A 13,288-nucleotide genomic window follows, 5' to 3' on the forward strand; every position below is an offset into this window, starting at 1 on the left:
CTAGGAATCAGAGCGCCTCTGCCCAGAGGTCGTACTCGTCGGCGTCGGTGACCCGCACCCAGACCTTGTCACCCGGCTTCAGCGGACTGGCGCTGTCGACATAGACGTTGCCGTCGATTTCCGGGGCATCGGCATAGGAACGGCCGATGGCGCCCTGGTCGTCCACCTCGTCGATCAGCACCTCGATCTCGCGACCGATCTTGAGCTGCAGGCGCGCGGCGGAGATGGCCTGCTGGTGCGCCATGAAGCGCTCCCAGCGCTCCTGCTTGACCTCGTCCGCAACCGGCTCCAGGCCCAGCTCGTTGGCGGGTGCGCCCTCGACCGGCGAGTACTGGAAGCAGCCGACGCGATCGAGCTGGGCCTCGGTGAGCCAGTCCAGCAGGTACTGGAAGTCTTCCTCGGTCTCGCCGGGAAAGCCGACGATGAAGGTAGAGCGGATGGTCAGCTCCGGGCAGATCTCGCGCCAGCGCTTGATGCGCGCCAGGGTCTTGTCCTCGAACGCCGGGCGCTTCATGGACTTGAGCACCTTGGGGCTGGCGTGCTGGAAGGGGATGTCCAGGTAGGGCAGCAGCTTGCCGGCGGCCATCAGCGGAATGACGTCGTCGACATTGGGGTAGGGGTAGACATAGTGCAGGCGCACCCAGACGCCCATGCCCGACAGCGCCTCGCACAGCTCCAGCATGCGCGTCTTGACCGGCTGGCCGTTCCAGAAGTCCAGCTTGTACTTGAGGTCGACGCCGTAGGCACTGGTGTCCTGGGAGATCACCAGCAGCTCCTTGACGCCGGCCTTGACCAGGCGCTCGGCCTCGGACAGCACGTCGCCCACCGGGCGGCTGACCAGCTTGCCGCGCATGGAGGGGATGATGCAGAAGCTGCAGCTGTGGTTGCAGCCTTCGGAAATCTTCAGGTAGGCGTAGTGGCGCGGGGTCAGCTTGATGCCCTGGGGCGGCACCAGATCGATCAGCGGATTGTGCTCCAGCTGCGGCGGGACCACCTCGTGCACGGCGCTGACCACCTGCTCGTACTGCTGCGGACCGGTCACCGCCAGCACGCTGGGATGCACGCCACGGATGTTGCCCTCGTCCACACCCATGCACCCGGTGACGATCACCTTGCCGTTCTCGGCGATGGCCTCGCCAATGGCGTCCAGGGACTCGGCCTTGGCGCTGTCGATAAAGCCGCAGGTGTTGACCACCACTACGTCGGCGTCTTCATAGGTCGGCACGATCTCGTAGCCTTCCATGCGCAGCTGGGTGAGGATGCGTTCGGAGTCGACGGTGGCCTTGGGACAGCCGAGGCTGACGAAACCGACCTTGGGGGCGGACGTTTGGATGGACATGGGCTAACCTCGGCGGGCGCTCAGGAGGCGCCTTGATCAAAAAACGCGCGATTCTAGCCATCTCTGCCGCTGCTTGGAAGGGGCAGGCAGGTCCTGGCGACCGCGCAGAGCTTTTTGCCGACCAAGGAGTCTATGGTGCTGGAAGCGCTGCGCTGAGAGGTTGCGCGCGCCACGCTACCGGCCTTTTCAACTTGATCCTGACGCCGCTTCGGCGCAGGATGCGCCGATTTTAGACTCTAGGAGCCCTGCATGAGCCGTCCGGAACACGAGCACGGTGGTAAAGCCCCTTCGGCCTTGGGAATGATCGTGCTCGCCACCGGTGTGGTATACGGCGACATCGGCACCAGTCCTCTCTATACCCTCAAGGAAGTCTTTTCGCCGCACTACGGCTTGCCGCTGAATCACGACAGTGTGCTCGGCATCCTGTCGCTGATCTTCTGGTCGCTCATCTGGGTCGTCACACTCAAGTACATCACCTTCGTCATGCGTGCCGACAACCAGGGCGAGGGCGGCATCATGGCGCTCACCGCCCTGGCCCGGCGTGCCGCCCAGGGCTCGCCGCGCCTGGCCACCACCCTGGTGCTGCTGGGGCTGTTCGGCGCCGCACTCTTCTACGGCGACAGCATGATCACCCCGGCGGTCTCGGTGCTGTCGGCGGTGGAGGGTCTGGAACTGGCCTTCGATGGTCTGGAAGCCTGGGTGGTGCCCATCGCGCTGGTGATCCTGGTCGGCATCTTCGCCATCCAGAAGCGCGGTACCGCCACCATCGGCAAGTTCTTCGGGCCGGTGATGGTGCTCTGGTTCACCACCCTGGGCGCCCTGGGTGTCTATGGCATTGTCCAGCAGCCCGAGGTGCTCAAGGCCTTCAATCCCTACTGGGCGGTGCAATTCTTCGCCGATAACCCGGTGAAGGGCTTCATCGTGCTGGGCGCGGCGGTGCTGGCGCTGACCGGCGCCGAGGCGCTCTACGCCGACATGGGGCACTTCGGCCGCAAGCCCATCGCCCGGGCCTGGCTGCTGCTGGTGCTGCCGGGGCTGGTGCTCAACTACTTCGGTCAGGGCGCGCTGCTGCTCGCCGATCCCGCGGCGGTGCGCAATCCCTTCTATCTGCTGGCCCCGGAATGGCTGCTGCTGCCGATGATCGGCCTGGCGACCCTGGCCACCGTCATCGCCTCCCAGGCGGTGATCACCGGCGCCTTCTCCATGACCCGCCAGGCCATCCAGCTGGGCTACATCCCGCGCATGCAGATCCAGCACACCTCCAGCCAGGAGCAGGGGCAGATCTACATTCCGCTGATGAACTGGGCGCTGATGCTGGGGGTGATCTTCCTGATCCTGACCTTCCAGTCCTCGGCCAACCTGGCCGAAGCCTACGGTGTGGCGGTGACCGGCACCATGCTGATCACCAGCTGCCTGGTGTCGGCGGTGATCCTGCTGCTATGGAAATGGCCACGCTGGATCATGGTGCCGCTGCTGATCGGCTTCCTGCTGGTGGACGTGCTGTACTTCTCCGCCAATGCGCCGAAGATCTTTTCCGGCGGCTCCTTCCCGGTGATCGCCGGTATCGTCATCTTCATCCTGCTGACCACTTGGAAGCGGGGCCGGCAACTGGTGGTGGAGCGCCTGGATGACGGCGCGCTGCCGCTGCCGATCTTCATCAGCAGCATCCGCGCCCAACCGCCGTTCCGTGCCAAGGGCACCGCGGTGTTCCTGACCGCCCGTACCGACGTGGTCCCTCACGCCATGCTGCACAACCTGCTGCACAACCAGGTGCTGCACGAGCAGGTGGTGCTGCTCACGGTGCGCTACGAGGATCGTCCGCGGGTGTCGCGCGGCGAGCGCATGGAGGTCGAGGACTTCGGTGATGGCTTCTATCGGGTGGTGTTGCACTACGGCTTCATGGACGAACCGGACATTCCCCTGGCGCTCAGCCATTGCCCCTATCCGGGACTGGATTTCACGCCGATGCGTACCACCTACTTCCTCAGCCGGGAGACGGTCATCGCCTCCAAGCGCCTGGGCATGGCGCCCTGGCGCGAGAATCTCTTCGTCTTCCTGATGAAGAACGCCAACGGCAACCTGAGATTCTTCAAGCTGCCGGTGAACCGGGTGATCGAACTGGGTACCCAGGTGGAGATCTAGCCGAGCGCGAAAAGCACAAAGGCCCCAGCAGGGGCCTTTTCTTTGCCTAGTTGAACACTGGCGGGGGGAGGGCGTCGGGATCGGTGATGAAGGGCATCTGCCAGCTGTCGAGGGTCTGGCCCCGGCTCTCCAGCTCGCTGCGTACCGTGCCGATGTAGCCGGCCAGGCGCAGGGGATCGGCGTAGTCCGCTTCGCCGAGCTGTTCTTCGGTATAGAGCGTCTTGCCCTGGGCATCCACCACGCCCAGTGCCAGGTCATGGCCATCCGCACCGGACGACACCACGCAGCCAAGGGGTTGGAAGGCATCCACCAGGATCTTGCTGGCGGCATCGGCGGAAAGCGGTGTGCTCATGTCGGGGGTCTCCGTGGCTGTTGCAGCCATAGACCGCGGGAGACCGGCTCCTTGTTCCGGCCGTTCGTCCGGGCCCGCAGGCCCGGACGGGATACGCTATTGCGGCGTACGGGCCTCGATGGCCTTGACCATGAAGTCGGCCAGCTTGTCGTAGTTCTCGTCGAAGTGGTGACCGCCCGGACGCCCCAGCTTCTCACCCGGCTGGCCCGGCTGGGTGCAACCGCTGTCGTCCTTCTCTTCCTCGCCATAGACGCAGAACAGCTTGGCGGCGGGGATCTTGCTGGTTTCCGGCAGGGTGTCGGCTTCGTCACCCGGCTTGCCCAGCCAGCCTTCCACGGCGATCTCGAAGTTGCTCTTGCGGCTGAAAGCCAGCAGCAGCAGCGAGGTCACCTGGTCCTGATCCGCCTTGGGCAGGCGGTTGTAGACCGCCGGCAGGATGTCGGCGCCAAAGGAGTAACCGGCCAGCACGAAGTGCTTGGCGTTCCACTTCTCGCGGTATTCCTGCATCAGGTTGGCCAGGTCGGCGGCCACCTGTTCCGGGCTCTTGTGCTGCCAGAAGTAGCGCAGCGCATCCACGCCTACCACCGGATAGCCCGCTTCGTTCATGGCCTGGGCGGAGAGCCGGTCGATGTCGCGCCAGCCGCCGTCACCGGAGTAGAAGATGGTTACCACGTCGGGATGGCCGGGCTTGACGTCGGGATCTGCCGGCATCTCGATGGTCGGGATGTCGTTGTGCTGACCCAGCAGGCGGTTCTTGAGCTGGGCACGCAGCACCACCGGCAGGGCGGTGCCGTAGTCGGCGATGGTCAGGTCGGCATTGCTCTGCTGACGCACGAAGATCGCCGAATCATCGGTCGGATGATCGTTCCAGGCGATGTGCCACTGGCCGGCTGCCGCCTTGGCGGGCAGGGCGTCCGGGCAATCCAGGGTTTCCAGGTTGAAGCCGACGCTCAGGGCGGCGGCCTTCGGGTTGTCCTGGGTGGCCAGCCAGCGCCAGGCGCGGGCAGCGCCCGGGCCGATGCCGCCGACAAAGGTCGGCGCGCCGCTCAGCTGCTTGGCGGCGTTGGCGAAGTCGTCGTTCTGCGCCTGGCAGTTGTTGGAGACCTGGACCTCGTACTGGACGATCTCGGCGCCGGTGTTGGTCGCCAGCCCCAGCAGATCGGCGTCCGCCAGCTGCAGATCCGCAGGTGTGGCCAGGACCACGCGAGCGTGTGGCTCGCCCTTGGGCGCGGCCATGGTCAGCAGGCGACCGTCCGGCTGCGCCATGACCTTGACCTGGGGCGCCGAGGGCCAGCGATGGAGCCACCACCAGCCGAGGCCCCCCGCGATCAGCAGGATGACGAGCAGTACTGCGAGTGCACGTTTCAGCATAGGAGTCTCAACGTTTGACCAGGCCGGTATAACCCCCGGCGATTAGGGCGGCGGTATCGGCGAAGGCGACCAGGGGGTCCAGGCCGGCGGGGACCGCCATGTAGCGCGGTTCCCATTCCGGATCGAACTTGTCCTTGAAGCGGCGCAACCCCTGGAAGTTATAGAACTGTTCGCCACGTCTGAACACCATGGCGCCCAGGCGCTGGGTGATGGGGGCGCCGCGGCGGGGATGCAGGCCGGCCAGCGGGACCATGCCCAGGGAGAAGCGCGCGAAGCCGGCGGCCTTGAAGTGCAGGATCAGCCCGAGCATGAGGAATTCCATGGTCTGCTTGGGCGCATCCGCGGTGACCCGCATCAGGTCGATGCTGGCCAGATCCGGGCGTTCGGTCTCCAGGAGGTTGGCGAAGGCCACCGCCTTGCCCTGGAAGCGCATCACGGCGATGCGGAAGTGCCTGAGATAGGTCGGATCGAAGCGACCCAGGGAAAAGCCCTTCTCGCGGACCTGCTTGCTTTCCAGCCAGACGTCGGAGATGGCCTTGAGCTCGTCCAGAGGCGCCTCGCCCGGGGCGTGGAATTCGATGGCCAGGCCATCGCGCTGACCACGATTCCAGGTGTATCTGAGGTCCTTCTTGCCCTTGCTGTCGAGATCGAAGGCATGCAGGTCGACCCGCGCCTCTTCGCCGAGCTTGAGCGCGGTGAGACCGATGTCCATGTAGAAGGGCAGGTTCTCCGCCCGTACCTGGTAGAACACCGGGCGTGCATGGTGCAGGTCGCAGAGGTCGCGGAATTTCCAGATCAGCTCGGCGCGGGGCTGGGAGCGGCCGATGGGATCGAACAGGGCGATCAGGCTGCGGCCCCGCCGTCCGTACATCAGGAAGGCATCGTCGCTTTCGTGGAAGAGCAGGGCCTTGTCCCCGGTCATCACCAGGCCGCCATCCGGCTGGCTGGACTTGCGCACGATGCCGAAGGCGCGCTCGAGCTCGGCGCCGGTGGGCGCTTCGATGGGCGGCGGCGCGGCGCGCAGCAGCCAGCCCAGGGCGATGATCAGCAGCAGGACGGAGCTGCCCAGGGCGGCCCGCAGGCCGCGCGGGGCATCGGCGTCCAGCGCGAACTGCCACCACAGACGCGTTTCGTAGGGGACATCCTGGTAGGCGAACAGCAGCAGCCACACCGAGGCGGCGACCACGCAGATGCTGGCGGTCACGTACAGCGGCGAGAAGGGCTGCTCCATCAGCCGGCTGCGGCGATAGAAGGATTTACGAAAGATGGCGAGCAGCGCGGCCGTCATCGCCAGAATGGAGGCTTCCTCCCAGTCGAAACCTTTCAACAGGGACAGCAGGCAGCCCAGCAGCAGCAAAACCAAGGTCACCGCCCAAGCCGCGGAGAGGCGCCGGCGCAATCCCTGCGCCAGCAATAGACAGACGACGCCGATCAGGCTCGCGCCCAGGTGGGAGGCATCGATCAGCCGCTGGGGGAGCAGGAAGTCCATGCCCTCCAGGCGGGTGTCTATTTCAGGGGTGACCCCAGAAAAAAGCAGCACCACCCCAGAAAAAAAAACCAGGATGGCGAGGATGGGTGCGGCCAGGCCGGAGGCGACCCGTACGGCCGGGCTGTTCGACAGCAGGCGCCGGCCTTCGCTGAACAGCAGCACCAGGCAGGCGATCACGAACGGCAGCAGCACATAGAAGAGGCGGTAGACCACCAGCGCCGCGGCCAGCTGCGCGGCGCCCAGCTCATTGGCGAAGGCGGCCAGCAGTACCGCTTCGAACACGCCGACACCGCCCGGAACATGGCTGAGCACCCCGGCGGCCAGGGCCAGCAGGTAGACCAGCAGGAAGGCACCGAAGGGCGGCGCCGTGGGCAGCAATAGATAGAGCACCATCGAGGCGGCGGTCACGTCGAGGATGGTGATCACCAGCTGCAGCACGGACAGCCGCAGGGTCGGCAGGCGCAGGGCGCGCTTGCCGATGCGGAAGTGCAGGGCATGGGCGCACGGCTGCTCGGGCGCGCGCCAGCGACGCAGCGCCAGGATGCCCACGGCATAGCCGATCAGGATCAGGGCAGCCACCGTGACGATGACCGCTTCCGGCACGCGCAGGGCCTGGGTGGAGGCCGGCAGGTTGGTCAGGGCGGCGATGGCGGCCAGCGGCGGCAGGGCGGTGCCCAGCGCCAGACTGGAGAATACCGTCATCTGCGCCACTTCCAGGGCACTGAGCCCCTGACGGGCATAGAGGCGATAGCGCACCGAGCCGCCGGACAGCATGGACAGGCCGATCGCGTTGCCGATGGCGAAGGCGGTAAGACCACCCATGGTCCAGGTTCGGGCCGGCAACTTGACGTCGGCGAAGCGCATGGCCGACCACTCGTAACCGAGCAGGATGGTGAAACCGGTGGCCGCGGCGATGAGGGCGCCGATCAGCGAGGAATGGGGGATATCGTGGAGGGCGTCGTGAAGGGCTTCGCCATCGATGCTGCTGAGCAGGTGCCAGCAGACCACCAAGGCGGCGGCGAACAGTACCAGGGTGACGCCCAGTTCGATGGGTTGTCGATAGGCCGTCAACCGCTCCAGAAGGCGCCAGGGTAGCGCTTGAGGGGGCGCTACGGGGTGGTCCGCAGGGGATGCCGGCTTCGAGGAGACCTCTTTGGCTGGATCAGGTGCAGTCATGCAAACTCCTCTAGACAGGAACGCGCGTCAGATTACTGGTCGCGCGCGGTTTGCCAAGCCTTGTACAGATAAAAAAGCTCTATACCAACCTTTGTAGCTCTTGCAGCTGCCAAGTTCGCACCGCTTGGATCTGACCTGGGTCAAATTCAGCGCAAAAAAAAACCACTCAAGAGAGTGGTTTTTTCGAATTTGGTTGCGGGAGCTGGATTTGAACCAACGACCTTCGGGTTATGAGCCCGACGAGCTACCAGACTGCTCCATCCCGCGTCCGATGGGGCTCAGTATAGGGCCAAGAAAAAATTCGTCAAGAAAAATTTAATAGCGATCAAAGGCTTATTTACCAAGCAAGGGCGGGCCTACTTGTCGCCGTCGCTTTTCTGCATCTGCACGGATGCCTTTTCACCGCTTGAGCGATTCTGTTGATCCGACTGGTCGCGATCGAAGCAGCCACCCAGCATGAGGCTGAGGAGCAGGGCGGAGGACAGGAGTAGAGGGCGTTTCATGAGGGTTCTCCTAGAGGTACGTCCTCAGTCGACCTGTCCTGGCGGCAAAGAGTCCGGAAACCCGATGAGAGTGCCTCTTTGATCAAGTGAGAAGGTGATAGCAAAACGCCGCTAAGCGGTTAAGGCGGGTGGTGGCCATGTGCTACCCTTGATGAGTGTTATGGAGAACCTCATGCAGCCTTCCCAGGATTCGAGTTGTCTGGATCAGCGCATCATGCGCGTGATGGATCACGATATAGCGACACTGGTCGCCCAGTTGTGCAATCTTTCCCTGGCGCTGACCGGCAGCAGTGCCAAAGGCGCGTCGGAGATGGCACTTCAGGTCGTGGAGAAAGTCGAATTGCTCGTCGACGACATGCAGACGCTCCGCGCCGCTGCGCAGGAATTGCTGGACACCACGTCCCGCCATGTTCGCTCCGGCCATATAGAAGATCGGACCGCCATCGCCGGCGACGAGAGTGCACCTTTCGACGATGGGCAGCGCGACCGGACCGTTTGACCAGGAAAGTCCAAGGGGCCGCCATGAATCTCCTGCTGGAAACCTTGCTCCACCATCTCCAGGGCCTGGGTCGCATCGAGTTCTTCGAGCGCAGCGAGCATTTCGCACGATTGATGATCACCACACCCGACGGCGTGATCGCCGAACGCCACCTTTATTACGATCAGCTGCACCATGCCCACGATCTCAAGGCGGTGGTCGATGAGCTGCGCGAAGAGGTCGTGCACCGGCAACGCCTGCTGCAAGACGTCAGTTGACGGGTGATTCGTCGTTCGCCATGGACAAATCCGGGCGGTCTTGGCTTACTGTACGGATAATCAGCCGTCATGCCCGGCCCGGCATCTGCTCCCATGGCTCCGGACAATTCTCTCGCCCAGCTCCCACCCAAGCGCCAGCGCAAGATCATTCATGTCGACTGTGACTGCTTCTATGCGTCCATCGAGATGCGTGACGATCCGCGCCTGGGCGGCAAGCCGCTGGCGGTAGGCGGGACCCCTGATCGCCGCGGGGTGGTCGCCACCTGCAACTACGAAGCCCGGGCCTTCGGGGTGCGTTCGGCCATGTCCTCCCATCAGGCGCAGAAACTCTGTCCCGACCTGGTGTTCGTCAAGCCGCGCTTCGAGGTCTACAAGGAGGTGTCGCGGCAGATCCACGGGATCTTCCAGGACTACACCGAGCTGATCGAGCCGCTGTCCCTCGACGAAGCCTACCTGGATGTCACCCAGTGCGAGCTGTTCAACGGCAGCGCTACCCTGATCGCCCGCGATATCCGCAGGCGGGTGTGGCAGGAGCTCAACATCACGGTGTCCGCCGGGGTCGCGCCCAACAAGTTTCTCGCCAAGATCGCCAGCGACTGGAAAAAGCCCAACGGGCTGTTCGTCATCGCTCCCCACGAGGTGGCTGACTTCGTCGCCGCGCTGCCGGTGGCCAAGCTGCACGGCGTCGGCAAGGTCACCGCCGACAAGCTCAAGCGTCGCGGCATCGTCCTCTGCAGCGATCTGCAGACCTGGTCGCGCTTCGATCTGCTGCGCGAATTCGGCAGCTTCGGCGAGCGCCTCTGGTCGCTGGCCCATGGCATCGACGAGCGCCAGGTCAAGGTGGACAGCCAGCGGCAGTCGGCCAGCGTGGAACGCACCTATGACCGCGACCTGCCCGACGCTGCCGCCTGTGCACAGGAATTGCCCGACTTGCTGGCCAAGCTCGAAGAGCGCCTGACGCGGCTGGCGGACCGCTATCGCCCGGAGCGGCCCTTCATCAAGGTCAAATTCCACGACTTCACCCAGACCACCCTGGAGCAGCAAGGCGCCGGTCGCGATCTCGACAGTTATCGGCGCCTGCTGGAGCAGGCCTACCGCCGGGGCAATCGGCCGGTACGGCTGCTGGGCGTGGGCGTGCGCCTGACCGATCTGCGCGAGGCGGCGCTGCAGCTGAGGCTGTTCGAGGACTAGCCCGCTAGAGCGGGCTCTTGGCCTGGGTCGACAGATTGACGATGGCCGCGTCCAGTTCTTCCAGCGCCGGGCTGGAGGTGGGAGCGCCCTGCTTGAGCAGGGTTTCGCTGTGCTGGCAGGCCGCGCGCAGCTGGGGTACGCCACAATAGCGGGTGGCGCCATGCAGGCGGTGAACACGCTCGATGAGGGCGATCCGATCGCCGTCTTCGCGGGCCTGGCGGATGGCCTGGCGATCCGCGGCCAGGGAGGCGAGCAGCATGCTCAGGAGATCCTTGGCCAGATCCGGCTTGTTGGCGGCCAGCCGCAGGCCTTCGTCGGCATCCATCACCGGCAGGGTGGAGATGTCCTGGCCACCGCTGTTGAGGCTGGTGACCTCGGGCGCCGAGCTGTGCAGCAGGCGCAGGCCGGTCCACTTGAGGATGACCTGGGCCAGTTGCCGATCGCTGATGGGCTTGGTGAGGTAGTCGTCCATGCCGCTCTGCAGCAGCGCGCGTTTCTCGTTGGCCATGGCGTGGGCGGTGAGGGCGACGATGGGCACCGGGGTGCCGCCCTCGCTGGCTTCCCAGTCGCGGATCGCCTCGGTGGCCTGGCGTCCGTCCATGCCGGGCATCTGCACGTCCATGAACACCAGGTCGAAGCGCTCCTGCTGCACGGCTTCCACTGCGGCATAGCCGCTTTCCACCGCCGTGACCTGGGCGCCCAGGTCGGTCAGCAGGGTCTCCACCAGCAGCAGGTTGGCCGGATTGTCGTCCACGCAGAGCAGTCGCGGCGGGCGGTCGGTGATGCCCAGGCCACCGCTTTCGTTGCGCTGCGGCCGCTGGTTTAGCAATTCCGCCACCGCCTGCTCCAGCTTGCGACTGCAGGCCGGCTTGGAATGCAGCTGGCAATGGACATCGGGCAGCGAGGCATGGAAGACCGCCTGGTCGGTGGTCGGGCAATAGACCAGGGTGTTGCAGTCCTGGCGGCCCAGTTCCCAGATGCGCTCGGTGAGCAGATCCGGCGGAATGCTGCGGGCGCTGACGCCGAGTACCGCCAGGCTGACCGGCAACTTGCCGGAGGCCGGATGGGCGACGGCTTCGCTGAGCTGCTCGAGGGTCTCGAACGGCTCCACGCTCAGGCCGCATTCTTCCAGCTGGTGCTGCAGCGCCTGGCGGGTGAGGGGGTGGGGCTCCACCAGGCCGACGCGGCGACCGGCCAGGGCGATGCGCTTGTGGCTCTCGACGCTGCCGTGGGCCTTGGGCAGGTTGAGGGTGATCCAGAATTCCGAGCCCTCGCCGGGGATGCTCTCCAGGCCGATCTCGCCGCCCATCTGCTCGATCAGGCGCTTGGAGATGACCAGGCCAAGGCCGGTGCCGCCGGCCTGGCGGGTCAGGGAGTTGTCGGCCTGGGAGAAGGCCTGGAACAGCATCTGCCGGTCTTCGTCGGTGAGGCCGACGCCGGTGTCCTGGACACTGATGCGCAGCTGGGCGTGGTCGTCGGTCTCTTCCTCGACCATGGCACGCACGGCGATGGTGCCGGAGTGGGTGAACTTGATGGCATTGCTCACCAGGTTGGTGAGCACCTGGCGCAGACGCTGCGGATCGCCGACCAGGTGGGTCGGAGTGTCGCGATAGACCAGGCAGACCAGTTCCAGGTGCTTTTCATGGGCCGAGGGAGCCAGGATGGTCAGGGTGTCCTGGATCATGTCACGCAGGTTGAACGGCAGATTCTCCAGCACCAGCTTGCCGGCTTCGATCTTCGAGAAGTCGAGGATCTCGTTGATGATGCCCAGCAGGCTCTCGGCGGAATTCTGGATGGTGCTCAGGTAATCCTGCTGGCGCGGGGTCAGTTCGCTCTTCTGCATCAGGTTGGTGAAGCCGATGATGCCGTTGAGCGGGGTGCGGATCTCGTGGCTCATGTTGGCCAGGAATTCCGACTTGATGCGGCTGGCCTCCAGCGCCGCCTTGCGCGCCAGATCCAGCTCGATGTTCTGGATCTCGATGGTCTCCAGATTCTGGCGCACGTCCTCGGTGGCCTGGTCGATGTTGTTCTGCATCTCGAACTGGGCGTTTTCCATGGCTTCGGCCATGCGATTGATGCCGGTGGCCAGTTCGTCGAATTCGGGACTGCCGAGCTGGGTCGGCAGGCGGGTCTCCAGGCGACCTTCCTGCAGCTGGCTGACGCCCTGGGCGATCACCTGCAGCGGTCGGTTGATGCGCCGACCCATGCGCACCGCGATGAAGGCGGTGAAGGCCAGGCCGAGCAGGATCAGCAGGAGGCCGGCCACCAGGTTGCGATAGCCGCGCAGCAGGGTGGCGTGATGGGAGAGTTCGAGCTGGATCCAGCCCAGCGTCTGGGGGGTGGCCGGGCTGCCGTCGCTGCGGGTCAGGCGCAGGTCGTGGGTCTGCACCGGCAGGTTGAAGTGGGTGATGTCCAGACCGGATCTCATGCTGATGGTCTGGTAGTCGCGCCCGGTGAGCTCCACCGTCATCGAGGGACCGGCGTGGGCGAGGACGTTGCCGTCGGCATCCAGGAAGGTGATGGCGCGGACATCGGCCTGGTCGAGGGCACGCTGGGCGATGCGGTTGAGCTGGTCGTTGTCGCCGGTGCGCATGGCCGGGGCGATGAGCGGCGCCATCTGCTGGGCCACCAGCTGGCCGTGCTCGATGAGCTGGCTGCGCATGTCGGACAGCTGCACCCAGCTGAAGTAGACCCCCAGCAGGGCCGCCATGCAGCAGGTCGGGAGGACGCTCAACAGCAGGATGCGCCCCTTGAGTCCCAATTCGTCCAGCACTGCACGTCCCCCAAAGGAAATTTGGCCAGTCTAACCCCTTTACCAAATGTAAAGAGAGTCTTTGCGAAAGGGGTCGCACCCCCTGGCGCTCTGATTCGAGAAAATCCGCGAAGGCTGCCACGGTCCCTGGCCGCGGTGCACAACCATTGACCCCATCGGCGGTCTGGTAGGGACTGCCGGTCGTTCCGGTGCGGTT

Annotated in this window: 10 protein-coding genes and 1 tRNA gene; 4 read left to right on the forward strand and 7 right to left on the reverse strand. The window is 65.0% G+C overall.

Going from position 1 to position 13,288, the window contains the following annotated elements; translation table 11 throughout:
* Positions 1-7: 7 nt before the first annotated feature.
* Entirely contained in the window at positions 8-1,333 is a 1,326-nt protein-coding gene (gene rimO / locus PSEK12I1_RS0113625) for a 30S ribosomal protein S12 methylthiotransferase RimO (RefSeq protein WP_027601880.1), read from the reverse strand.
* A gap of 306 nt (positions 1,334-1,639) precedes the next feature.
* On the opposite strand from rimO, the gene PSEK12I1_RS0113630 reads away from it, so the two are divergent.
* On the forward strand, positions 1,640-3,481 hold the full coding sequence (locus PSEK12I1_RS0113630) for a potassium transporter Kup (RefSeq protein ID WP_007158976.1): 1,842 nt from the start codon (positions 1,640-1,642) through the stop codon (positions 3,479-3,481).
* A gap of 46 nt (positions 3,482-3,527) precedes the next feature.
* Here the strand turns inward: PSEK12I1_RS0113630 and PSEK12I1_RS0113635 are convergent, their stop codons facing one another.
* From PSEK12I1_RS0113635 to PSEK12I1_RS24800, 5 genes are all read right to left on the reverse strand, one after another.
* Positions 3,528-3,833, reverse strand: coding sequence for a hypothetical protein (locus PSEK12I1_RS0113635; protein WP_027599859.1), 306 nt, complete (start codon positions 3,831-3,833; stop codon positions 3,528-3,530).
* Between the two features lie 96 nt (positions 3,834-3,929).
* Positions 3,930-5,204, reverse strand: a complete 1,275-nt coding sequence (locus PSEK12I1_RS0113640; protein ID WP_027601881.1) for a virulence factor family protein — start codon at positions 5,202-5,204, stop codon at positions 3,930-3,932.
* Between the two features lie 7 nt (positions 5,205-5,211).
* Positions 5,212-7,869, reverse strand: a complete 2,658-nt coding sequence (gene mprF, locus PSEK12I1_RS0113645; RefSeq protein WP_027601882.1) for a bifunctional lysylphosphatidylglycerol flippase/synthetase MprF — start codon at positions 7,867-7,869, stop codon at positions 5,212-5,214.
* Positions 7,870-8,059: 190 nt separating this feature from the next.
* Positions 8,060-8,136 (reverse strand) — tRNA-Met (locus tag PSEK12I1_RS0113650).
* Positions 8,137-8,225: 89 nt separating this feature from the next.
* Positions 8,226-8,372 (reverse strand): hypothetical protein, encoded by a 147-nt coding sequence (locus tag PSEK12I1_RS24800; protein ID WP_165904647.1) that lies wholly within the window; start codon positions 8,370-8,372, stop codon positions 8,226-8,228.
* 172 nt (positions 8,373-8,544) lie between these two features.
* On the opposite strand from PSEK12I1_RS24800, the gene PSEK12I1_RS0113660 reads away from it, so the two are divergent.
* The 3 genes from PSEK12I1_RS0113660 (at position 8,545) to dinB (ending at position 10,319) form a co-directional block, all read left to right on the forward strand.
* The gene (locus PSEK12I1_RS0113660) at positions 8,545-8,871 is read left to right on the forward strand and encodes a hypothetical protein (protein WP_027599856.1); all 327 of its coding nucleotides are present in this window, start codon (positions 8,545-8,547) and stop codon (positions 8,869-8,871) included.
* A gap of 23 nt (positions 8,872-8,894) precedes the next feature.
* On the forward strand, positions 8,895-9,128 hold the full coding sequence (locus PSEK12I1_RS0113665) for a hypothetical protein (RefSeq protein WP_027601883.1): 234 nt from the start codon (positions 8,895-8,897) through the stop codon (positions 9,126-9,128).
* 93 nt (positions 9,129-9,221) lie between these two features.
* Positions 9,222-10,319, forward strand: coding sequence for a DNA polymerase IV (gene dinB / locus PSEK12I1_RS0113670; RefSeq protein WP_007158970.1), 1,098 nt, complete (start codon positions 9,222-9,224; stop codon positions 10,317-10,319).
* A 4-nt stretch (positions 10,320-10,323) separates the two neighbouring features.
* Here dinB and PSEK12I1_RS0113675 read toward each other — a convergent pair whose 3' ends face one another.
* Positions 10,324-13,092, reverse strand: a complete 2,769-nt coding sequence (locus PSEK12I1_RS0113675; RefSeq protein ID WP_007158969.1) for a response regulator — start codon at positions 13,090-13,092, stop codon at positions 10,324-10,326.
* Positions 13,093-13,288 lie beyond the last annotated feature (196 nt).

The sequence above is a fragment of the Pseudomonas sp. MOIL14HWK12:I1 genome (assembly GCF_000510705.1).
GTDB lineage: Bacteria > Pseudomonadota > Gammaproteobacteria > Pseudomonadales > Pseudomonadaceae > Chryseomonas > Chryseomonas oryzihabitans.